Raw genomic sequence first — 20,154 nt, 5'->3', positions numbered from 1 at the left:
GATGCGTTACCTCGCTGCTTTCGGCACCTCGGCCGTCGTCATGCTGGCGCTCGACGCCGTCTGGCTGACGGTGATGGGCGACCGCCTCTATCGCCCGGTGCTGGGAGACTGGATGAGAAAATCCTTCGACCTGCCGCCTGCCATAGCCTTCTATCTCCTGTTCCTGTCCGGCGTGACCTTCCTGGCGACCGTTCCGGCGCTCCAGCAAGGCTCATGGCAGCGCGCGGCGATCAACGGCGCCGTCATCGGACTCGTCGCCTATGCGACCTACGACCTAACCAATCAGGCGACCCTGACCCGCTGGTCGATGACCATCACCCTGGTTGACATGGCGTGGGGCACCTTCCTCGCAAGCACGGCGGCGGTGGCCGGCTATCTCGGATCGCGCTGGCTGGTGCGCTGAGTTCGGAGGAACACCTGCTTGGAGAGCATCATCGCGATCTGGCTGTTCAGGGAGAAAAGCTGGCGTTGGGCTGACATTAACGCACGCCCTCTGGATCAGTCAGCGATGACCGCCGTGCTCTCAATCTCCACCCGCGCTGCGTCCTCGATCAGGCCCTTGACCTCGACCACGGCCATGGCGGGGTAGTGGGGGCCCATCAACGCGCGCCAGATCGCGCCGATCTCGCGCAGCGCCGACAGGTATTCACCCTTGTCGACGACGTACCAGGTCATGCGGACGACGTGCTCCGGCCCCGCCCCGGCCTCGGCCAGGACCGCCACGGTGTTAACCAGGGTCTGACGCACCTGGGGGACGAACCCGCCGGGCGGAAAGACGCCCTCCGGCGTCCAGCCGATCTGGCCGGCGACGAACACCATCAGGCCCTCAGCGGCGACGCCGTTGGAGTAGCCCCTGGGCCGGGGCCAGCCTTCGGGGAGCAGGACGCGGTTCATGCGGCGGTCTCCAGGAAGGGTGCGATGCCGGCGCGCAACTCATCCGGCCAGGGTTCGGGTTTCAGCGAAGAGCCGACGAAGACGAGGGTTTGGGTGGCCTCAAAGCGAAGCTGATCGCCGGCGTGGATCCGGTGACGCAGGCTGCAGGACGCGCCGCCCAGCCGGGTCACGGTCAGGGTGGCGGTCAGTTCGTCCTCCAGCCGCGACGGGGCGATGAAGCGGGCCTCGATGGCCGCCGTCGGGACGCTGGCGCCCCGGTTCATGTGCAGTTCGCGGAACGAAACGCCGAGCGCCTCAAAGAACCAGTCCTCGACCACGCCGTTCAGCATCTCGAAATAGCGGGGGAAGAAGACGATGCCCGCCGTGTCGCAATCAGCAAAGCGTACACGACGTTCGACCGCGAAAACCTGGCCGGACAGGGCGGCGGTCATAGGGTCTCCTTGAGCCGGAAACGTTGCAGCTTGCCGGTCGGGGTCTTGGGCAGGCTCTCCACGAAGTCGAGCGCGCGGGGATATTTGTAGGGGGCGATAACGCTTTTCACGAAGGTCTGGAGTTCGTCGCGCAGGTCCGCGGACGGATCGATGCCTGGATTCAGAACGATGAAGGCCTTGCAGATCTGGCCGCGTTCCTCGTCCGGAGCGCCGATCACGGCGGCCTCGGCCACAGCGGCGTGACGCAGCAGGGCGTTCTCCACCTCGGGCGCGCCGATGTTGTAGCCGGACGAGATGATCATGTCGTCGGCCCGGGCGACGAACCAGAAATAGCCATCCTCATCCAGCCGGTAGACGTCCCCGGTCAGGTTCCATCCGTCCTGGACATAGGCCGCCTGGCGGTCGTCATCGAGATAGCGGCAGCCGGTCGGGCCGCGAACCGCCAGCCGTCCGGTCTCGCCGGGTGGAAGAGGCTGGCCCGCGGGGTCGATGATGCGAGCCTGATAACCCGGCACAGCCTTGCCGGTCGCGCCGGGGCGGATGTCGCCGCCGCGCGCCGATATGAAGACGTGGATCATCTCGGTCGAGCCGATGCCGTCGATGATGCGGACGCCCGTCACCTCATGCCAGGCGTCGGAGGTGGCGGCGGGAAGGGCCTCGCCCGCCGAGACGCAGGTGCTCAGGCTGGACAGGTCGTGGTCGCCGGCCAGCTTCAGCAGGGCGCGATAGCCGGTCGGGGCAGTGAGCAGAGCGGTGGCCTTGCAGCGCGCGGCCGTCTCGGCCAGCGCGTCGAAGCCGGGCCGGTCGGGGAAGGCGGTCGCGGCGCCGGCGGCGGCCGGGAAGACCACCAGCCCGCCGAGGCCGAAGGTGAAGGCGATTGGCGGCGTGCCGACCACGATGTCGTCCTTCGTCAAGCCGACGATATGCCGCCCGAAGGTGTCGGCCATGGCGAGGATGTCGCGATGGAAATGAACGCAGCCCTTGGGCTTGCCGGTCGTGCCCGAGGTGAAGGCGATCAAGGCGGGATCGTCGACGGCCGTATCGACGGCGGTGAAACTGACGCCAGGCGGCAGGGCCTGCGCAGCCTTCTGCAGCGCGGCGGAGTCCATGACGCGCGTCAGCGACGGGGCGAGGGCGCACGCCTCGTCGACCACGTCGTTGAACATCTGATAGACCAGGGCATGGCTGACCTGGGCCTTGTCGATGACGGTGGCCAGTTCGGTCGCCCGGAGCATCGGCATGGTGGCGACCACCACGCCGCCGGCTTTCAGGATCGCGAACCACGCCAGCACCGTCCAGGACGAGTTCGGACCGTGCAGCAGGACCCGGTTTCCGGGAACCAGATCCATCTCCTCGATCAGCACCCGCGCCATACGGTCCGAGATGGCGTCGACACGGCTCCACGAAAACTCGTGGTCGAAATCGATCAGGGCGCGGGCGTCGGGCCCTGCGGCGGCGGTGGCCCGGCGCAGCAGTTCGACGCCGGCGTTGAGTCGCTCGGGCCAGGTCAGTTCCTGCAGGTCGAAGACGAAGTCATGCTGCTGGTCCGCGGGGGGCAGGTGGTCGATGACGAACCGGTCGATGTGTGCGCTGGCCCCCATCAGCCGCCTCCACCCATCCCGGCGAGAACCTGCCGGGCGATGACGATTTTCTGCACCTCCGACGCGCCCTCATAGATGCGCAGGGCGCGGATCTCGCGATACAGCCGCTCGACCGGATGGCCCGAGACGACGCCCAGACCGCCGAACAGTTGCACCGCCGCGTCAATGACCTGCTGGGCCTCGTCGGTGGCGTAGAGTTTGGCCATGGCCGCCTCGCGGGTGACGCGCGGCGCGCCCTGATCCTTAAGCCAGGCGGCGCGGTAGATCAGCAGGGCCGAGGCGTCGATCTTCAGCGCCATATCGGCCAGAGCGGCCTGGACCAGCTGCAGGTCGCTCATCGGCGCGCCGAACAGATGGCGGGCGACGGTGCGTGAAGCCGCCTCATCGAAGGCGCGGCGCGAGAAGCCGAGGGCGGCGGCGGCGACGGTCGAGCGGAATACGTCCAGCGTCGCCATGGCGATGCGGAACCCCTCGCCCGGCGCGCCGAGGATGCGGTCGCCGTCGATGCGGCAGGCGGTGAACCGGATCGTCGCCAGGGGGTGGGCCGCCATCAGCGGGATGCGTTCGACGACCTCGAACCCCGGCGTATCGGCGTCGACGACGAAGGCGCTGAGGCCGCGCGCGCCCTCCCCTTCACCGGTGCGGGCGAACACCACATAGCGGTCGGCCAGACCGCCGTTGGAGATGAAGGTCTTCACCCCGTCCAGCACCCAGCCGTCGCCCTCGCGACGTGCGGTGGCGGACAGGGCCGCCACGTCCGAGCCGGCCTCAGGCTCCGACAGAGCGAAGGCGGCGATGGTCTCGCCCGCCGCCACGCCGGGCAGCCAGCCGGCCTTCTGATGGTCGGTTCCGAAAAGGCTGATCGGGCCGGAGCCCAAACCCTGCATGGCGAAGACGAAATCGGCCAGACCCGAGCGTCGGGCGAGGGTCTCGCGCGTCAGGCACAGGGTGCGCACGTCCAGCCTGCCGTCCGCGTCGGGCACGGCATTGCGCAACCAGCCGCCGTCGGCCAGCGCCTTCAGTATCCTGCGGCAATCGCCGTCCAGATCATGATCGCCGTGCAGATTCAGCACATCGCCGTTGGCCCCGGCCCAGGCCTCGATGTCGGCGGCGAAGGCGCGGTGGCGGTCAGCAAAGAACGGCCAGTCGAGGAAGGTGCGGTCCGCCATGTTCAGTCCCCCTCGAACACCGGCTCGCGCTTGGCGGCGAAGGCCTCGTAGGCGCGGCGGAAATCGTTGGTCTTCATGCAGATGGCCTGGGCCTGGGCCTCGGACTCGATGGCGGCGTCCAGGCTCATGTCCCATTCGATGTTGAGCTGGTTCTTGGTCATGCCGTGGGCGAAGGTCGGTCCTCTGGCCAGCGCCAGCGCCAGTTCCCGGGCCGTCGGCATCAAGGCCTCGGCCTCGACGATGCGGTTGTGGAAGCCCCAGCGTTCGCCCTCTTCGGCGGTCATCACACGGCCGGTGAACAACAGCTCCGACGCCCGCCCCTGGCCGATCTGGCGGGGCAGGATGGCGCAGGCTCCCATGTCGCAGCCGGCCAGCCCGACGCGGGTGAACAGGAAGGCGGTCCTGGTCTTCGGCGTGGCGATGCGCAGGTCCGAGGCCATGGCCATGATCGCTCCGGCCCCGACGCAGACCCCGTCCAGCGCCGCGATGATCGGCTGGGGGCAGCCACGCATCGCCTTGACCAGATCACCGGTCATTCGGGTGAAGGTCAGCAGGGCCGGCATGTCCATTTCGGTCAGCGGACCGATGATTTCGTGCACGTCGCCGCCGGAGGAGAAATTGCCGCCTGCGCCGGTGACGATGATGACCTTGCAGTCGTCGGCATGGACCAGGGCGCGGAACAGGTCGCGCATCTCGGCATAGGACTCGAACGTCAGCGGATTCTTCCGCTCAGGCCGGTTCAGGGTCAGGGTCGCCACCCCGTCATCATCGACGGACCACAGGAAATGCTCGGGCCGATAGTCGCGCGCCTTCATCGGTTCAGATCCTCAGAGGTGACGGCGTGGAGCGAGCGTTTGGCGCGCTCCAGCAGATGGGTCAGGTCTTCGGCCTCGGCCTCGCTCAGATCGGCGAACAGGGCCTCGATCCAGTGTTCGTGCGCTTCGGCCATCAGGGCGAAGCGCGATCGGCCGAGCGACGTCAGGCGGAGGCGCTGCACGCGCCGGTCCGGCCCGTCCATGGCCTCGATCAGCCCGTCCGCTCTCAGCCGCACGGCCAGGCCGGTGACATTGCCGTTGGACACCATCAGTTTGCGGGACGCCTCGCCCATGGTCAGGCCGGCTTCGCCCGCGCGGTCCAGCGCCGACAGCAGGTCGAACCGCGGCAGGGTCGAGCCGAACTCGTCCCTGAGCCGCTGGGAAACACGTTGCTCGATCGCCGTCGAACAGGTCAGCATTCGCAGCCACAGCCTCAGCGACCGCTTGCCGTCCGGCGCGCCGCCCAGTCTGTCAGGCAGGGGGGCGGCGGCGCTCACAGTTCGCCCCCGGCCACCGGCACGGCCGCGCCGTTGATGCCGGACGCTGCCCCGTCGCACAGCCAGACGATCGTCGCAGCGACTTCGTCGGGCGTGATCAGCCGTCCCTGGGGATTGGAGGCGGCCAGCGCCGCGCGCGCCTCGTCTTCGGTTCTCCCGGTCTTGCCGACGATGGCCTCCACGGAGCGCGCCACCAGATCGGTGTCGGTGAAACCGGGGCAGACCGCGTTGACGGTGACGCCCTTGCTCGCGACCTCCAGCGCCAGCGCCCGGGTCAGACCGACCAGCCCGTGCTTGGCCGCGACATAGGCGGAGACATAGGCATAGCCCTTCAGCCCCGCCGTCGAGGCGACGTTGACGATCCGGCCCCAGCGCCGGGTCAGCATGCCGGGCAGGACCAGACGCGCGGCCTCGGCGGGCGCTTCGAGGTTCAGGGCCAGCATGGCCCGAAGGTTGGCGATGTCGGTCTTCAGGAAGGGCGCGGACGACGCCCCGCCGGCGTTGTTGACCAGGATGTCGATCGGCCCGAACCGGTCCCGCCCGGCCTCGATGGCGGCCGCCAGGGCTTCGGCGTCGGTCACATCCGCCGGGGCGGCGAAGGCGGCGCCTCCGATGCGGTCGGCGCTCTCGTCCAGCCGGCCGATGTGGCGGCCGATCAGGGTGACGAGGCACCCCGCCTCGGCCAGGCGTTCGGCGGTCGCGCGACCGATGCCGGACCCGGCGCCCGTCACCACCGCATGGCGTCCGTCCAGCGCGCCGCTCATACCGGTCCCGCCTGCGACTGGCGTTCCATGTTCCGGGCCAGCTGGGCGAAGCCGGCGCGGTATTGAAGGGGGGGCTGGATGCCGCGCCAGCCCAGCTCGGCTGCGGCGCGCAGGCTCCAGTTCGGATCGGCCAGGTGCGGCCGGGCGAGGGCGCACAGATCGGCCCGGCCGGCGGCCAGCATGCTGTTCACGTGGTCGATCTCATAGATGTTGCCGACCGCCATGGTGGCTACCCGCGCCTCGTTGCGGATGCGGTCGCTGAACGGCGTCTGGTACATGCGGCCATAGACCGGCTTCGCCTGCTCGGAGGTCTGGCCGGCCGAGACGTCGATCAGGTCGCAGCCGGCGTCGGCGAAGGCGCGGGCGATGGCGACCGAGTCCTCGGGGGTGAGGCCGTCATCGACCCAGTCCGTGGCCGACAATCGGACAGACATCGGCTTGTCGTCGGGCCAGGCGGCGCGCAGGGCGGCGAAGACCTCGAGCGGGAAGCGCAGGCGGTTCTCCAGCGGGCCGCCGTAGGCGTCGCTGCGGTGGTTGGAGACAGGGGTCAGGAAGGACGACAGCAGATAGCCGTGGGCGCAGTGCAGCTCGACCATGTCGAAGCCGGCCTCGTCGGCCCAGCCGGCGGCGCGGACGAAGTCGTCGCGGACGCGGTCCATATCGGCGCGGGTCATCTCGCGCGGGGTCTGGTCTTCGTCCGACCACGGAATGGCGGAGGCGGCGATCAGCGGCCAGCCGTCCTCAAGCGGTTGATCGGCGCGCGTGCCCCAGGGCCGTTCGACCGAGCCCTTGCGGCCGGCATGGGCCAGCTGGATGGCGATGCGCGAGCCCTGGGCGTGGACGAAGTCGACGATCCGCCGCCAGGCGTCGCGGTGTTCCGGGCGGTACATCCCGGCGCATCCGGGCGTGATCCGGGCGTCGGCCGAGACATCGGTCATCTCGGTGAAGACCAGTCCCGCGCCGCCCAGCGCCCGGCCGCCGAGATGGACGAGGTGGAAGTCGTTCACCGTCCCGTCCTCGGCCGAATACATGCACATGGGCGAGACGACCACGCGGTTGGGCAGGGTCAGACCTCGCAGCCGCAGGGGCGCGAACATCGGTGCGGGGGGATCGTCCGTGAGCGGAGCCCCGGCCTGATCGGCGAACCAGCGCTCGACCCGTGTCAGGAAGGCAGGGTCGCGCAGGCGCAGATTCTCATGGCTGACGCGCTGGCTGCGGGTCAGCAGGCTGTAGGCGAACTGTAGCGGGTCGAGATCGACGTAGCGGTCGACGGTCTCGAACCATTCGGTCGAGTTGCGGGCGGCGCTCTGCAGCTTCAGCACCTCGACGCGGCGCTCGGCCTCATAGGCGGCGAGGCCGGCGTCAAGATCTCCTGGTTCAGTCAGGGCCTGGGCCAGTCGGATGGCGTCCTCGAACGCCAGTTTCGTGCCCGATCCGATCGAGAAATGGGCCGTGTGGGCGGCGTCGCCGAGCAGCACGACCTTGCCGTCGCGCCAGTTGGCGCAGGCCACGCGCGAGAAGTTGAGCCAGGCCGATCCGCGCAGGTGGCGCGCATTGCTCATCAGCGCATGACCGCCCAGCCACCCGGCGAACAGCGCCTCGGCCGTCCGACAAGTCTGGTCCTGACCCATCCCGTCGAAACCGAGACCCCTCCAGGTCGCCCCCGAACATTCAACGATGAAGGTCGAAGCCCCCGGCTCGAACTGATAGGCGTGAGCCCAGATCCAGCCATGCGGCGTCTGGACGAAGGCGAAGGTAAAGGCATCGAACGCCTGGGTCGTGCCCAGCCAGATGTATTTGTTGGGCCGCACATCGACATCGACGCCGAACACCTCCAGCGTTTCGTTGCGAACGCGGCTGTTCAACCCGTCGGCGGCTATGATCACATCGGCGTCCAGCGCGCGGACATCCGCGACCTCGCTCTGGAACCGAAGATCGACGCCCAACGAGCGGGCGCGGTCCTGCAAGATCGTCAGCAGGCGCTGCCGCCCGATGCCGGCGAAGCCATGACCGCCCGAGCGGACAGTCTGATCATGGATATGCACGTCGATGTCGTCCCAGTGGACGAAGGCGGCCTCGATGGTCGCGGCGGTCTCGGGGTCGCTGGCCTTCAGATTGGCCAGGGTCTGGTCGGAAAAGACCACGCCCCAGCCGAAGGTATCGTCTGGCCGGTTGCGCTCATGCACGACCACATCCAGTGACCGGTCGCGCAGTTTCAGCGAGATGGCGAGGTAGAGCCCTCCGGGCCCGGCCCCGACGACGGCGATCCTTTTGACAGCCCTGCGCGACGACATATTTTAAGCCTAAAATAGATTGGCGGCGACGTCCAGAGTCACTCCGTTCACGTCGCCGGCCCGGCGTGTTCCTCAAACTCCTGCTCGGCGGTCTTCCCATCGCCCTGGGTCCCCATCGACCATATAGCCAAGGTGGAGCCATGATCACCCGGCTGATTGCCCAACAGATCGACGGCGAAACCGGCCCAGGAACAGATCGTCTTCGCACTGATCCTCGACGCGCCCAACATGGTCCCGCCCGGTCGGGACGTCAGCCGATCCCCGGACCGACGACCCGGACGGCCAGATCATCCGGACCACCGGTGTGGATCGGAACTGGGGCCTTCACATCATCGACGTTGATCATTCGATGGGTCCGCTCATCGACATCGTAGCCAGACAGAGCAACGTCTAGGCAGCGGCGCGTCAGGACCGCTCCCCGCACCCGTCTCGCTGGCCACAGGCACGGGTAGCCGTGTGGTTTGTTTGACTCAGGCGGCCGGGTCGCTGGCGAGCGAACGCGCCAGCGCCACGACGATGCGGCGTTGATCCGCCGTCTCGATTCGCCCGTAGGCCTCGAGTAAGGCCTTCGAGCCGCTCACCGCGAACAGGTCCAGACCATCCCTGGCCCCCGGCTCGTCCGGCTCGAAGAAGGTGCTCACCGGCTGTCCGAGCGCATGGGAAATGAGCATCAGGCGCGAGGCCGATACTCTGTTGGTGCCCCGCTCATATTTCTGGATCTGCTGGAATGTCACGCCCGTGGCCTTGGCCAGATCGGTCTGGGTGAGGCCACGCAGTTCGCGCACGGCGCGAACACGTTGGCCCACGGCAATATCGATCGGGTTTGGCGTCGCAGAAGTCATGGGATCAAGCTAGAACATTCCGCTCGGCTGACGCAACTCGCGCGCGCGCATCGCGCAACCGACCCTCCCAGATTCCGGCTGCCAGGGCGATCATGAGGCCGTAGAACATGAGATATAGAGTGGAGATATAGGCGCGCGCCACGACGCTGGGATCGATCAGCATGCCCACATGGCTGAGGATCGCGAGGAGCTGGAACGCGCAACCGAACAGCAGCCACACCCTGTGGGTTCGGACGAGCAGATACAGAAACACCCCGAGATTCACCGCGTCGATGATGAGGATGTTCCACTGCGGCGAGGTCCAGTCGGTCCAATTCTGAACGAGTGGCGAGAGGATCGAGGCGATCACGATGGAAATCGCCGCGACCCGTTCGGTGTGCGCGCCTTTCCAGATGGCCGTACCGCACACGACGATGTTCAGAATCACACCGCCGATCTGGGCGGCCGTGGCCAGGAATAGGACGTTGTCGTTGAACATGCGGAGGCTCGCGATACGCCGTCGAGGCGCACCGCGAGCATAGCATCAAGCGGCGACCTTGAGACCCGTTGGACGCGGCAGGCTCTCTTCGGGCTTTCCGACACCCGTGCCCTGCATGATGGTATTGCCCAGTCCGACCTGCGGGGCGGCCGCCTGAAGTGCGTGATGCGCGGCGACGATCTGGTCCCGAGCCTTGCCGAGCGCACGGACGGATCCGGTGACGCCGGTCATGGCGTGGCTGCCGAGCACGGCGGACAGGTTGTTCTCGCGGCGAATGGAAGACATCGCGGCGATGAGGTGGGCCGCCTTTTCCAGGGCTGCATCGATGGCGTCTTCGGTCTCGAACAGGGCCGTCGCCAGCTTCTGTCCATATTCACGTCGTTGCATGGGGGCTCCTTCTCCCGCCTGGCGGGGGTCATGGTGGACTTCGCTTGTTGGAAAGCGGATCAACGCAGTTGCTGGGCTTGATCCGCCGTGTGCAAAAGGTGCTGGATCATCAGCGTCGCGCCGATGGCTCCCGCGAGCAGGAAAACGATGCCGCACGTCAGGGCGATCACCATTAGCAGATCCCGCCCGACGCGGCGGTACTCGACGGTCGAAGATTGGCCGCGCTCGGTGGCCGATCGTGATCGGGCAACAGTACGAGCCCGATGCAGATAATCTCGCGCAGCAGATCGAGCTTCGAGAGAAATGGGCTCATCTCGCGCGTCACCGCGACCAGGTGCAGGACGGCCGCTTTCTCGGCCGGTGTTTGCGCCAGGTCCTCGAAGACGGTCTCCAGATAGTCCCAGGTCCAGTTCGGTAATGTGAGGGTCAATGGGGCCTCCTTTCGTGCGAAAGAAGGCGGCGCCCGAGGCGGCATCGGCTACTCGGGACGGCTCCCCTACGGGTTCGTTCCGTAGGCCGGCGTTGATCAAAAGAAGCGCGGCGTCCCGGCGTGAGGCGACGCCCAGTCGCTTGCACGCGGTCTCGATATGCTTGTCGACGGTCTTTGAGGAGATCCCGAGATCGCGCGCGATCTCCTTCGACTGGCGATGCTGTGCGACACCCACCAGGCACTGTCGTTCTCGCGCGGTGAGCTGCTCAAGCTCGTTCATCGTCCCACCCCCCGGATCAACCAACAGGGTTAGTCGATGGAAAGCAATTCCCTAAGCGTGCATCCCGCCGTTTATGTTTGAAGGCCGACATAGACGTTGTGAACCGGCGGGAGAACTTTGGAGCGCGCACCGACAGGGGTGTCGAGGGCGTGGCGACCGGCCGCCTGCATTCGACCCTTCACGACAACGCCGCGACTGGCGGACCGTCGGGGCGACCGCCATGGTGCGGCGGGAGTCAATCGGAGCGTTCGGCGATGAGAACCCTGTCCCTGCCCCGTCGTTCGGCGCTGACCCTGGCGGGAGGCGGTCTGCTCGCCAGCCTGGCGCCCCTCCCCGCCTTCGCGCAGTCCGAAGACTGGGCCGCGCAGGATTGGGAACAACTGGGCACCGATGTGAAGGCCCAGTTCAAATGGGCCTGGGACCACTATGTCGAACGCGCCTGGGGCAAGGACGAGATCAACCCCGTTTCGGGCACGTCGCAGTCCTTCTTCATCGAGGGCCACGACCTGGGTCTGTCACTGGTCGAGACCTTGGACACCCTGTGGATCATGGAGCTGGACGCCGAGTTCCAGGCGGGGGTCGACTGGGTCAAGGCGAACCTGGACTTCGACATCGACGGCGAAGCGCAGGTGTTCGAGACCAATATCCGGTTGGTCGGCGGCCTGTTGTCGGCGCACCTGGCCTGCGGCGATCCGGTGTTGCTGGGGAAGGCGAAGGACCTTGCCGACCGGCTGATGAAGGCATTCGACGCCTCTCCGCACGGCCTGCCCTACCGCTATGTGAACCTGAAGACCGGCGCGGTGCGCGACCCCGAGACCAACCTCGCCGAGATCGGCACCTACATCACCGAGTTCGGGGTTCTCAGCCAGCTGACGGGCGAGCCGAAATACCATGCCGCCGCGAAACGGGCCCTGATGCATGCCCTGAACATGCGGTCCGGGATCGGCCTGATGGCGGCCAACATCCACGCCGGGACGGGCCGGTTAACCAGCCGCAACGCCTCCATCGACGTCTATGCCGACAGTTTCTACGAATACCTGTGGGACGCCTGGGAGCTGTTCGGCGACGAGGCGCTGAAGGTCGCCGCGCAGGAGTGCCTGCAGGCCATGATCGACCATCAGGGCAGGCGCTACGACGGCCTGCTTTGGTTCCCGATGGTCGACTACGAGACCGGCGCGGTGACCGGCACGTCGCAGACTGTGCTGGGCGCCTATCTGGCGGGGCTACTGGGACAGGCGGGTTTCAAGGCCGAGGGCGACGACTTCCTCAAGACCTACGAGACGATGCAGGATCGCTATCTGATCGTGCCGGAATCGACCGACGTGACGACGGCTCGTCCTCGCACCCTGCGCACGGGCCTGCGCCCCGAGGTCGCCGACGCCTGCCTGAACCTGTGGCAGCACGACCGCGACGATCGCTACCGCGCCATCGCGGCGACCCACTATCGCAACATGAAGTCCAGCTCGAAGGCCGAGTACGGCTACACCTCGCTGCAGGACATCTCGACCCGGCCGATGACCCAGGGCGACAACTGCCCCGGCTACTGGTGGTCCGAGCAGATGAAATACTACTTCATCCTGTTCGCCGAGCCGAAGCGGATCGACATCGACCGGCTGGTGCTGAGCACGGAGGCCAACGTGCTGCGGGGGTTTGTCCGTTCGGCCTGACGAAAAACACCCTGACGAAACGGACGAAACGGACGAAATCCTCTGTTCGCCCTCTCCGCGAACCGTGACTACGAACTCTACACCCGCCGCGAACCAGGGCGCGTTCGGAAGGGTGTGCGTCCCGCCGACACTGACTGGATCAAGATTTCTATGTCGAACAGAAAAATTCGTTCGACGTAGTTTGCAGGGTCTGGGATGGCGCCGCACGCGTCACCTCCCCATTCGCGAAGGCGAATGGGGAGGACAGACCGCGAAGCGGTCAGGAGGGGGCGACGGCGTGGCTGGGCGAGCAAGGCATGCGCGTCATTCGGTTGCGGGCCTCGGATGTGCGCGATGAACTCGACGGCGTGCTCAACTTCATCCTGACAGTCGTGAGGGAAAGACGCGGTGATCGGTGAGATCGCGTCACCCCCTCCTGGTCGCTGCGCGACCTGTCCTCCCCAAGCGCCTTCGCGCGCGGAGAGGTGATCGTCAGCGCCCGCTCATCGAATAAGGTCGTGCCGCCGCGCCAGCGCCCCAGGTCCGGTTCGGTTGTGCGTCTATGACGAAATGCAGTTCGCCGCCAGCGGTGATCGTTGTTGCGATAGCCCGAGGCCCAGTCATAGGACTGGCGGAAGGAGCGCTAGTCGATGTCGGGGCTCAGCTGCACCATGCCAAACGGCGCGACCGGGCCGGGGAAGGTGTGGCCCTTGCCCGCCGTGCCGATGAAGACGTCGACGGCCTCGACCGGATCGGACGCCTGCGCCCATCCGGGCCCGGCCAGACACACCGCCATTGCCGCCGCCAGACCGATACGCCGCATCAGGATACTCCCCGCCACCGTTTCCCGACCCTATCAGCCGGGATTCCCCCTGTCGCCCAAGGCGCCGCGACACCGAACGCGGATAGAGGCACTTGCAAATCATTCTCAACATATGGCACAGGCCGTGTGTGACCGACGCCGCCGCAAAACCTGTCGCCAAGGCCGCCGCCCGTGCGCGGTCGATGAACGGCGCGCGCGCCTTCTGGCTGAAGGAACTGCACCGCTGGCACTGGATTTCGGCGGGGCTGTCGCTGGCCGGGATGCTGCTGTTCGCCATCACCGGCATCACCCTGAACCACGCCGCCCAGATCCCGGCCGAACCCGTGACGATGGAGCTGACGGCGACCCTGCCCGCTCCCCTGCTGGAGCGGCTGTCGGACGTCCCTGACGAGACGACCGATCCGGTCCCCGACGCGATCGCCCGCTGGGTCTCCTCGGAGCTGGATATCTCCATCGCCGGCAAGGCGACCGAGACCGCGCCGGACGAAATCTATATCGCGCTGAAGGGCCCCGGCACCGACGGCTGGGTCACCATCGACCGGGGTACGGGCGAGGCCCTGCGCGAGACCACGACGCGCGGCTGGGTCGCCTACATCAACGACCTGCACAAGGGCCGCGACACCGGCCCCGTCTGGTACTGGTTCATCGATGTCTTCGCGGTCGCCTGCATCGTCTTCACCGTCACCGGCCTGACTTTGCTCTGGCTGCACGCCCGGACGCGCGCCTCGACCTGGCCCCTGGTCGGGCTGGGCATCGCCATCCCGGTCATCATCGCCCTCATCTTCATCCACTGACGAGTCCCTCTCCATGTCGTCGCGTATCCGTCCCCTGCCCCTGATCCTCGCCGCCGCCGCGAGCGCGATCGCCGCCCCGGCCCTGGCCGCCGACCTGACCGTGACACTGGAGGTGCCGACCCTCTCGACCGCCGCCTATCACCGCCCCTATGTCGCGGTCTGGATCGAGCGGCAGGACACGGCCCAGACGGCCGTGCGCACCATCGCCCTGTGGTACGAGGCCGGCGCCACGGCGCGCGGCGATGGCGACGGCGAACAGTATCTGAAGGACATCCGCACCTGGTGGCGCAAGGGCGGCCGCGCCATGGCCCTGCCGATCGACGGCGTCACCGGACCGACCCGCGCGCCGGGCCGCCAGACGGTCACCGTCTCCGGCGCCCGCCTCGCCAGTCTGCCGGCCGGTTCGTACAACATCGTCGTCGAGGCGGCCCGCGAACAGGGGGGCCGCGAGGTCGTCCGCCTGCCCTTCACCTGGGGCGGCGCGGCCAACACCGCCTCCGCCGCCGGAACCTCCGAACTGGGCGCCGTCCGCGTCGCCGTCACCCGCTAGGGAACAGTCGCATGAAGACCTTCATCCTTCCCACCAAAGTTTTAGCCGCCCTGGCCGTCCTGGCCGCCGTCGCCGCGCCGATGTCGGCCAGCGCCCACCGGGGCTGGCTGATGCCCTCGCACACCGTTCTGTCGGGAGACTCCTTCTGGGTCTCGTTCGACGCCGGCGCCTCGAACGGCGTCTTCATCGCCGACCACGCCCCGCTGCGCCTGTCGCCCCAGAGCCTGGTCATCACCGCGCCCGACGGCTCGGCCGACGCGGCCGCCAACCTGATGCAGGGCGCCTACCGCACCACCTTCGATGTCGAGGTCAACAAGCCCGGCACCTGGAAGATCGCCAACGCCTCGGCCGGCATGACCGCGACCTGGACGCTGAACGGCGAACAGGGCCGCTGGCGGGGTCCGGCCGCAGAGATGGCGGCCAACATCCCGGCCGGCGCCGCCGACGTCGCCTCGGCCTTCAGCGCCAACCGGCTGGAGACCTTCGTCACCCTGGGCGAGCCGACCACCACCGTCTTCACCCCGAGCGGCGTCGGTATCGAGATGATCCCGGTGACCCACCCGAACGACCTGGTCGCCGGCGAGGCGGGCGTATTCGAGTTCCTGAAGGACGGCCGGCCCTACGCCGACGCCGACGTGGTGGTGGCGCGCGGCGGCCTGCAGTACCGCGACAACCCGCACGAGATCACCGCCAGGACCGACGTCGAGGGCCGGGTCTCGATCGCCTGGCCCGAGGCCGGCCTGTACTGGGTCAACACCTCGTGGCGCGACCCGGCGGCCCCGGCCGGCGGCGGTCGCAACGGCCCGCCGGTCGCCTCGGCCCAGTACACCGCCATCCTGCAGGTCCTCCCCTGACTCTTCGCGGATCGCACGGCGCCCCGCCGCCGCTCGATCTCCGCGAGGGGGACGAGCGGTCGGCGACCCGCGTCCTGATCCCGCCCATGGACGCTCCGCCGTCCAGACCGCCAGGCGACGACGTCCGGCGGCTGGGCGGCGAGACCATGGGCACGACCTGGTCGGTCCGCGCCGTCGCCCCGGCCGGGATCGACGACGCGGCGCTGATGGTCGCCGTCCGGACCGAGCTGGACGCGGTCATTGCCGCCTTCAGCCCGTGGGACCGGACCAGCGAGATCTCCCGCTTCAACGCCGCGCCCGCCGGAATCTGGGCCCTGTCCCAGACCTTCTGGACGGTGCTCGACGCCTCCATGAATCTGGCCGACGACACGGATGGCGCGGTCGATCCGACCCTGGGCGCGCTCGTCGATCTATGGGGTTTCGGCCCGTCCGGAGCGCGCGTCGGGACCGTCCTTCCGTCGGACGACGAGGTCGCCGCGGCCCTGGCCGTCAGCGGCTGGCAGAAGCTGCGTCTGAACCGGGATGCGCGCGGCGCCATGCAGCCCGGCGGCATGACGCTGGACTTCGCCGGTATCGCCAAGGGCCATGCGGTGGACCGGGTCTCCGAAGCCCTGACGCGTCTCGGCGCGACCTCCCACCTCGTCGAGATCGGCGGCGAGATGCGCGGCCAGGGCGTGAAGCCGGACGGCCAGCCCTGGTGGATCGGTCTGGAGGAGCCGCCGGGCGCCCCCTCCGCCCGCACCGTCGCCGCGCTGGTGGATATCGCGGTCGCCACCTCCGGCGACTGGCGCCGCGCCTTCGAGCACGACGGACGGCTCTATCCACACACCATCGACGGCCGCACCGGTCGGCCGATCGATAACGGCGTGACCTCGGTCACCGTCTTCCATGCCAGCGCCATGATCGCCGACGCCTGGGCCACCGCCCTGACCGTTCTCGGCCCCGAGGCAGGTCCGGCGACGGCCGAGGCCTACGACCTCGCCGCCCAGATGGTGGTCCGTACCGCCGACGGCGTCGTCGAACACCTGACCCCCGCCTTCGTCGCCATGATGGACGAGGACGAAGCCGGGTGAGCGACGACCCGATCCGGTGGATCTGGGCGGCCCTGACCGTCGTCGCCTGGCTCGCCTTCACCGGCTGGAAGATCCGGCGGGTCCGCGCCAGGCCCACGGCGGCCGCGCAGCCGGGCTCGACCCTGATCGCCGTCGCCAGTCAGACCGGCTTCGGTGACGAACTGGCCGAGATGACCCGCAAGGCCTTCGCCGACGCCGGTTGCCCCGCCCGGGTGAAGTCCTTCGCCGACATCGAGCCGACCGACCTGATCGCCGCCCGCATCCTGTTCATCGCCTCGACCACCGGCGAGGGGGACGCTCCCGACAGCGCCTCCCGCTTCGTCCGCCGGATCATGACCGATCAAACGCGCCTGGAAGGGCTGGAGTACGGTCTCCTCTCTCTCGGCGACCGGACCTATGTCGAGTTCTGCGGTTACGGTCGGGCGCTGGACGGCTGGCTGAAGTCGGCAGGCGCCCGGCCCCTGTTCGATGCGGTCGAGGTCGACAACGGCGACGCCGCGGCCGTCCGCCACTGGCAGGGCGAGCTCAGCCGCCTGACCGGCTCGGTCGCCGCACCAGACTGGGCCGCGCCCGCCTATGCCGACTGGCGTCTGGTCGAGCGTCGCCTGCTGAACCCAGGCAGCCCCGGCGAGGGCGCCTGGCATCTGGCGTTCGAGCCCGTCGACGGCGCCCCGCCATGGGTCGCCGGCGACATCGCCGAGGTCGGCACCCCCTCGCCCGAGGGCGGCCTGGCCCACCGCGAATACTCCGTCGCCTCCCTGCCTGCAGACGGCCGCGCCGAGTTCCTGATCCGTTTGATGCGCCGGCCCGACGGAACGCCCGGCCTCGCCTCCGGGTGGCTGACCGAGACGCTGGAAATCGGCGAGATCGCGCCGATGCGCATCCGCGCCAACCGCGCCTTCCACGGCCCGGAGGCGGCGACGCCGATGATCCTGATCGGCAACGGCACGGGCATCGCCGGCCTCCGCTCGCATCTGAAGGCTCGCGCTGCCCGGAAGGCGACCGCCGGCGCCTGGCTGATGTTCGGCGAGCGCACGGCGGCTCACGACAGTTTCCATGACGCCGAACTGCGGGGCTGGCTGGCTGAAGGAACCCTGACCCGTCTCGATCGCACCTTCTCGCGCGATCCCGGCGACGGTCGCTATGTCCAGGCGGTGATCGAGGCTGAAGCCGATTCCGTCCGCGACTGGGTCGCACGCGGCGCCGCCATCTACGTCTGCGGCAGCCTCGAAGGCATGGCCGGAGGCGTGAACACGGAGCTCGAAACCGTCCTCGGCGCCGACGCCCTGCGCGACCTCGTCGAGACCGGCCGCTACCGTCGCGACGTCTACTAGGCGCTCATGCAGGCCCGGGTGTAGCCTCGCCGCGGGAATCGGGGAGACGACGATGACGAACTTCAGGGCAGCGACGCGCGACTGGCTGCTGACGCCCGTCATGATGCTTATGGCCGCCCTGACGCTGGGCCTCGCGGGCTGTTCCACCGTCGCAGCACCCACGACCTATGCCGCCCCCGCTCCGGCCGTCCTCGTCGAGGCCTGGGCCGGACCGGTCGAGGAGGTCCGCACCGATCGCGTCATGACCTTCTACCGGGCGTACGGGGGTGGCGCGAACCGCCTCGGGGCCTGGCTGTCGCCCGTTCAGCCGACGTCTTCGCAAGGCGTGCGCGAGGCCATGGCCCTGCCGCCCGCCAACACGGCAGAGTTCTACGCCGTCGTCACTGTCCCCGCGGGCACCCTGATGAAGGTCGGCATCGCCGCCCCCGCCTTCGACCAGCCCGGCGGCGGCCGGCAGGTCCAGCTTCTCGAACTGATCCCGGCCGAGAGCTTCTCCGACCCGATCCCCCTTCCATGACGCAGATCGACCTGCCCGACGGCGACCGCCTGATCCTCCACGGCCTGTCGGCGGCCGAAGGCGAGCGCGGTTCCATCGTCTGTCTGCATTCGACCGGCCGTCGCCGCTGGACCGCGCATCCGCCCAAGGGCGACGCCCAGGACGCCTTCGTCGCCATGCGGCTGGAAGACGGAGTCCTGATCGCCGACAGCTTCCAGGGGCTCCGCATGCGCATCGACCTCGGCACCGGCGCGGTGCGGCCCGACACCTTCCTCAAATAGCGGCCGCGCGGTAGCCGAGCCGCACCCAGGCCGCAAAGCCGATCATCACTGCCGCCAACAGTCCCAGCCACATCGGCCCGATCACGCTCCACAGCAGATAGACATTCAGCGCGGCGATGACCGCGCAGATCGAATAACCAACCACCTGCACGACGCGCCCGTTCGCGAACTGGCCCATCCTCACCTTGTCCGACGTCAGCATCATCAAGGGGAAGATGGCGAACGGCAGCTGCATCGACAGCACGACCTGGCTGATGACCAGCAGCTGGACCGTGTCCCGCCCACCAGTGGCCGAGACGATCACCAGGGCCGGCACGATCGCGATACTCCGGGTGACCAGCCGCCGGATCCACGGTTTGATGCGGATCCTGAGGAAGCCCTCCATCACGATCTGACCGGCCAGGGTCCCTGTAATCGTCGAGGACTGGCCCGAGCACAGCAGGGCGACCGCGAAGGCCGTGGCCGCCGCTCCGCCCAGGGCGGGTTTCAGCAGTTCGTGCGCCTGGCGCAGGTCGTCGACTTCGACCCCCGCCTTCCAGAACACCGCCGCCGCCAGCACCAGAATCGCGGCGTTGACGAAGAAGGCGGCGCCCAGGGCCACGATCGTGTCGACCGTATTGTGCCCGATGGCCGCCTTCAGGTCGGCGATCCCCCGGCCATGCGCCCGCGTCTGTACGATCGACGAATGCAGATAGAGGTTATGCGGCATGACCGTCGCGCCGAGGATGCCCAGCGAGATCAACAGCGCGCCTCCGCCCGGCAGGCTGGGAAGGAGGGCTCCGTGCGCCGCTGCGGCCCAGTCGGGTTGAGCCAGGAAGATCGACCAGGCGAAACAGGCGCCGATGGTCGTGACCAGGGCGATGACGATCGCCTCCAGCCAGCGGAAGCCGAAATTGATCAGCATCAACAGGATCAGCACGTCGAAGCCGGTGATCAGAACGCCCCACATCAGCGGGATGCCGAACAGCAGGTTCAGCGCCACGGCCGCCCCGACCAGCTCGGCCAGGTCGCAGGCGATGATGGCGATCTCGCACAGCAGCCACAGCGCGATCGACGTCGGCTTTGAGTAGGTATCCCGGCAAGCCTGGGCGAGGTCCTGGCCCCTGACCAGCCCCAGCCGCGCGCACAGGACCTGAAGGAAGATGGCCATCAGGTTGGAGGCCAGGATGACCCACAACAGGGCGTATCCGAACTGACTGCCGCCCGCGAGATCGGTGCCCCAGTTGCCGGGATCCATATAGCCGACCGCAACCAGGAAGCCGGGGCCGGAGAAGGCCAGCATCCGCCGCCACCAAGGCCGCGCCACACTGCCTTCGGTCCACACCGGGATGCTGCGATGGGCCTCCGGCAGCGAGCAATTGTGGTCAGCGGCGCCTGGAGCGGCCATCGATATCTCCCTGCCCGGCGCGAATTCAGCCTCG

The 20,154-nt window shown here is 68.3% G+C and carries 23 protein-coding genes and 1 pseudogene; 9 read left to right on the top strand and 15 right to left on the bottom strand.

The window, feature by feature from the left end:
- The first annotated feature begins 1 nt into the window (after position 1).
- A complete protein-coding gene (locus ACP7A5_RS13845; protein ID WP_426042461.1) occupies positions 2 to 403 on the top strand; it encodes a DUF2177 family protein in 402 nt (133 codons plus the stop codon).
- A 95-nt stretch (positions 404 to 498) separates the two neighbouring features.
- On the opposite strand, the gene ACP7A5_RS13840 is transcribed toward ACP7A5_RS13845, so the two are convergent.
- From ACP7A5_RS13840 to ACP7A5_RS13780, 13 genes and pseudogenes are all read right to left on the bottom strand, one after another.
- Positions 499 to 894 carry a RidA family protein gene (locus ACP7A5_RS13840; protein ID WP_426042460.1) on the bottom strand — a complete coding sequence of 132 codons (396 nt, stop codon included), beginning with the start codon at positions 892 to 894 and terminating at the stop codon, positions 499 to 501.
- Positions 891 to 1,325, bottom strand: coding sequence for an acyl-CoA thioesterase (locus ACP7A5_RS13835; protein WP_426042459.1), 435 nt, complete (start codon positions 1,323 to 1,325; stop codon positions 891 to 893). Before ACP7A5_RS13835 ends, ACP7A5_RS13840 begins: the two co-directional genes overlap by 4 nt.
- Complete coding sequence (locus ACP7A5_RS13830) at positions 1,322 to 2,926, bottom strand: AMP-binding protein (protein WP_426042458.1); 1,605 nt, start codon at positions 2,924 to 2,926, stop codon at positions 1,322 to 1,324. Before ACP7A5_RS13830 ends, ACP7A5_RS13835 begins: the two co-directional genes overlap by 4 nt.
- Complete coding sequence (locus ACP7A5_RS13825; RefSeq protein WP_426042457.1) at positions 2,926 to 4,095, bottom strand: acyl-CoA dehydrogenase family protein; 1,170 nt, start codon at positions 4,093 to 4,095, stop codon at positions 2,926 to 2,928. Before ACP7A5_RS13825 ends, ACP7A5_RS13830 begins: the two co-directional genes overlap by 1 nt.
- Positions 4,096 to 4,097: 2 nt before the next feature.
- A complete protein-coding gene (locus ACP7A5_RS13820; RefSeq protein ID WP_426042456.1) occupies positions 4,098 to 4,910 on the bottom strand; it encodes an enoyl-CoA hydratase family protein in 813 nt (270 codons plus the stop codon).
- Positions 4,907 to 5,407, bottom strand: coding sequence for a MarR family winged helix-turn-helix transcriptional regulator (locus ACP7A5_RS13815; RefSeq protein ID WP_426042455.1), 501 nt, complete (start codon positions 5,405 to 5,407; stop codon positions 4,907 to 4,909). Before ACP7A5_RS13815 ends, ACP7A5_RS13820 begins: the two co-directional genes overlap by 4 nt.
- Positions 5,404 to 6,171, bottom strand: a complete 768-nt coding sequence (locus ACP7A5_RS13810; RefSeq protein ID WP_426042454.1) for an SDR family NAD(P)-dependent oxidoreductase — start codon at positions 6,169 to 6,171, stop codon at positions 5,404 to 5,406. Before ACP7A5_RS13810 ends, ACP7A5_RS13815 begins: the two co-directional genes overlap by 4 nt.
- Positions 6,168 to 8,465, bottom strand: coding sequence for a bifunctional salicylyl-CoA 5-hydroxylase/oxidoreductase (locus ACP7A5_RS13805; RefSeq protein WP_426042453.1), 2,298 nt, complete (start codon positions 8,463 to 8,465; stop codon positions 6,168 to 6,170). The genes ACP7A5_RS13810 and ACP7A5_RS13805 overlap by 4 nt, the downstream gene beginning before the upstream one ends.
- Before the next feature lie 470 nt (positions 8,466 to 8,935).
- Positions 8,936 to 9,307 carry a helix-turn-helix domain-containing protein gene (locus ACP7A5_RS13800; protein WP_303694874.1) on the bottom strand — a complete coding sequence of 124 codons (372 nt, stop codon included), beginning with the start codon at positions 9,305 to 9,307 and terminating at the stop codon, positions 8,936 to 8,938.
- Between the two features lie 4 nt (positions 9,308 to 9,311).
- On the bottom strand, positions 9,312 to 9,785 hold the full coding sequence (locus ACP7A5_RS13795) for a hypothetical protein (RefSeq protein ID WP_426042452.1): 474 nt from the start codon (positions 9,783 to 9,785) through the stop codon (positions 9,312 to 9,314).
- A gap of 45 nt (positions 9,786 to 9,830) precedes the next feature.
- The gene (locus ACP7A5_RS13790; RefSeq protein WP_426042451.1) at positions 9,831 to 10,172 is read right to left on the bottom strand and encodes a hypothetical protein; all 342 of its coding nucleotides are present in this window, start codon (positions 10,170 to 10,172) and stop codon (positions 9,831 to 9,833) included.
- Positions 10,173 to 10,344: 172 nt separating this feature from the next.
- Positions 10,345 to 10,602 (bottom strand): hypothetical protein, encoded by a 258-nt coding sequence (locus ACP7A5_RS13785; RefSeq protein WP_425992580.1) that lies wholly within the window; start codon positions 10,600 to 10,602, stop codon positions 10,345 to 10,347.
- Positions 10,603 to 10,714: 112 nt separating this feature from the next.
- A pseudogene (locus ACP7A5_RS13780) lies at positions 10,715 to 10,882 on the bottom strand (response regulator transcription factor); the annotation flags it as partial.
- Between the two features lie 254 nt (positions 10,883 to 11,136).
- Between ACP7A5_RS13780 and ACP7A5_RS13775 the strand changes: the two are divergent.
- Positions 11,137 to 12,549: a glycoside hydrolase family 47 protein gene (locus ACP7A5_RS13775; RefSeq protein WP_426042450.1), complete on the top strand. Its 1,413-nt coding sequence runs from the start codon at positions 11,137 to 11,139 to the stop codon at positions 12,547 to 12,549.
- Positions 12,550 to 13,171: 622 nt separating this feature from the next.
- Here the strand turns inward: ACP7A5_RS13775 and ACP7A5_RS13770 are convergent.
- Positions 13,172 to 13,351 carry a hypothetical protein gene (locus tag ACP7A5_RS13770; RefSeq protein WP_426042449.1) on the bottom strand — a complete coding sequence of 60 codons (180 nt, stop codon included), beginning with the start codon at positions 13,349 to 13,351 and terminating at the stop codon, positions 13,172 to 13,174.
- A gap of 128 nt (positions 13,352 to 13,479) precedes the next feature.
- Between ACP7A5_RS13770 and ACP7A5_RS13765 the strand changes: the two genes are divergently transcribed.
- The 7 genes from ACP7A5_RS13765 to ACP7A5_RS13735 all read left to right on the top strand — a co-directional run bounded on the left by ACP7A5_RS13765 (position 13,480) and on the right by ACP7A5_RS13735 (position 18,733).
- The gene (locus ACP7A5_RS13765) at positions 13,480 to 14,145 is read left to right on the top strand and encodes a PepSY-associated TM helix domain-containing protein (protein WP_426042448.1); all 666 of its coding nucleotides are present in this window, start codon (positions 13,480 to 13,482) and stop codon (positions 14,143 to 14,145) included.
- A gap of 13 nt (positions 14,146 to 14,158) precedes the next feature.
- Complete coding sequence (locus ACP7A5_RS13760; protein WP_426042447.1) at positions 14,159 to 14,695, top strand: DUF2271 domain-containing protein; 537 nt, start codon at positions 14,159 to 14,161, stop codon at positions 14,693 to 14,695.
- 11 nt (positions 14,696 to 14,706) lie between these two features.
- Positions 14,707 to 15,549, top strand: coding sequence for a DUF4198 domain-containing protein (locus tag ACP7A5_RS13755; protein ID WP_426042446.1), 843 nt, complete (start codon positions 14,707 to 14,709; stop codon positions 15,547 to 15,549).
- An 86-nt stretch (positions 15,550 to 15,635) separates the two neighbouring features.
- Entirely contained in the window at positions 15,636 to 16,622 is a 987-nt protein-coding gene (locus tag ACP7A5_RS13750) for an FAD:protein FMN transferase (RefSeq protein WP_426042445.1), read from the top strand.
- A complete protein-coding gene (locus tag ACP7A5_RS13745; protein ID WP_426042444.1) occupies positions 16,619 to 17,956 on the top strand; it encodes a sulfite reductase subunit alpha in 1,338 nt (445 codons plus the stop codon). The genes ACP7A5_RS13750 and ACP7A5_RS13745 overlap by 4 nt, the downstream gene beginning before the upstream one ends.
- A gap of 52 nt (positions 17,957 to 18,008) precedes the next feature.
- A complete protein-coding gene (locus ACP7A5_RS13740; RefSeq protein WP_426042443.1) occupies positions 18,009 to 18,473 on the top strand; it encodes a hypothetical protein in 465 nt (154 codons plus the stop codon).
- The gene (locus ACP7A5_RS13735; RefSeq protein ID WP_426042442.1) at positions 18,470 to 18,733 is read left to right on the top strand and encodes a hypothetical protein; all 264 of its coding nucleotides are present in this window, start codon (positions 18,470 to 18,472) and stop codon (positions 18,731 to 18,733) included. Before ACP7A5_RS13740 ends, ACP7A5_RS13735 begins: the two co-directional genes overlap by 4 nt.
- Here ACP7A5_RS13735 and ACP7A5_RS13730 read toward each other — a convergent pair.
- Positions 18,726 to 20,120: an Nramp family divalent metal transporter gene (locus tag ACP7A5_RS13730; protein WP_426042441.1), complete on the bottom strand. Its 1,395-nt coding sequence runs from the start codon at positions 20,118 to 20,120 to the stop codon at positions 18,726 to 18,728. The two genes, ACP7A5_RS13735 and ACP7A5_RS13730, sit on opposite strands and share 8 nt — an antisense overlap.
- Positions 20,121 to 20,154 lie beyond the last annotated feature (34 nt).

It is taken from the genome of Brevundimonas sp. TWP2-3-4b1, from assembly GCF_049897665.1.
GTDB classification, from domain to species: domain Bacteria; phylum Pseudomonadota; class Alphaproteobacteria; order Caulobacterales; family Caulobacteraceae; genus Brevundimonas; species Brevundimonas subvibrioides_B.
Note: the sequence above shows the minus strand (reverse complement) of the source record. Positions and strands in the feature narration are given on the sequence as shown.

What these genes read in the sequence shown, in the direction of transcription:
- ACP7A5_RS13845 (WP_426042461.1), top strand. Translation starts at nt 2, where the DNA reads ATGCGTTACCTCGCTGCTTTCGGCACCTCGGCCGTCGTCATGCTGGCG.
- ACP7A5_RS13840 (WP_426042460.1), bottom strand. Translation starts at nt 894, where the DNA reads ATGAACCGCGTCCTGCTCCCCGAAGGCTGGCCCCGGCCCAGGGGCTAC.
- ACP7A5_RS13835 (WP_426042459.1), bottom strand. Translation starts at nt 1,325, where the DNA reads ATGACCGCCGCCCTGTCCGGCCAGGTTTTCGCGGTCGAACGTCGTGTA.
- ACP7A5_RS13830 (WP_426042458.1), bottom strand. Translation starts at nt 2,926, where the DNA reads ATGGGGGCCAGCGCACACATCGACCGGTTCGTCATCGACCACCTGCCC.
- ACP7A5_RS13825 (WP_426042457.1), bottom strand. Translation starts at nt 4,095, where the DNA reads ATGGCGGACCGCACCTTCCTCGACTGGCCGTTCTTTGCTGACCGCCAC.
- ACP7A5_RS13820 (WP_426042456.1), bottom strand. Translation starts at nt 4,910, where the DNA reads ATGAAGGCGCGCGACTATCGGCCCGAGCATTTCCTGTGGTCCGTCGAT.
- ACP7A5_RS13810 (WP_426042454.1), bottom strand. Translation starts at nt 6,171, where the DNA reads ATGAGCGGCGCGCTGGACGGACGCCATGCGGTGGTGACGGGCGCCGGG.
- ACP7A5_RS13805 (WP_426042453.1), bottom strand. Translation starts at nt 8,465, where the DNA reads ATGTCGTCGCGCAGGGCTGTCAAAAGGATCGCCGTCGTCGGGGCCGGG.
- ACP7A5_RS13800 (WP_303694874.1), bottom strand. Translation starts at nt 9,307, where the DNA reads ATGACTTCTGCGACGCCAAACCCGATCGATATTGCCGTGGGCCAACGT.
- ACP7A5_RS13795 (WP_426042452.1), bottom strand. Translation starts at nt 9,785, where the DNA reads ATGTTCAACGACAACGTCCTATTCCTGGCCACGGCCGCCCAGATCGGC.
- ACP7A5_RS13790 (WP_426042451.1), bottom strand. Translation starts at nt 10,172, where the DNA reads ATGCAACGACGTGAATATGGACAGAAGCTGGCGACGGCCCTGTTCGAG.
- ACP7A5_RS13775 (WP_426042450.1), top strand. Translation starts at nt 11,137, where the DNA reads ATGAGAACCCTGTCCCTGCCCCGTCGTTCGGCGCTGACCCTGGCGGGA.
- ACP7A5_RS13770 (WP_426042449.1), bottom strand. Translation starts at nt 13,351, where the DNA reads ATGCGGCGTATCGGTCTGGCGGCGGCAATGGCGGTGTGTCTGGCCGGG.
- ACP7A5_RS13760 (WP_426042447.1), top strand. Translation starts at nt 14,159, where the DNA reads ATGTCGTCGCGTATCCGTCCCCTGCCCCTGATCCTCGCCGCCGCCGCG.
- ACP7A5_RS13755 (WP_426042446.1), top strand. Translation starts at nt 14,707, where the DNA reads ATGAAGACCTTCATCCTTCCCACCAAAGTTTTAGCCGCCCTGGCCGTC.
- ACP7A5_RS13750 (WP_426042445.1), top strand. Translation starts at nt 15,636, where the DNA reads ATGGACGCTCCGCCGTCCAGACCGCCAGGCGACGACGTCCGGCGGCTG.
- ACP7A5_RS13740 (WP_426042443.1), top strand. Translation starts at nt 18,009, where the DNA reads ATGACGAACTTCAGGGCAGCGACGCGCGACTGGCTGCTGACGCCCGTC.
- ACP7A5_RS13735 (WP_426042442.1), top strand. Translation starts at nt 18,470, where the DNA reads ATGACGCAGATCGACCTGCCCGACGGCGACCGCCTGATCCTCCACGGC.
- ACP7A5_RS13730 (WP_426042441.1), bottom strand. Translation starts at nt 20,120, where the DNA reads ATGGCCGCTCCAGGCGCCGCTGACCACAATTGCTCGCTGCCGGAGGCC.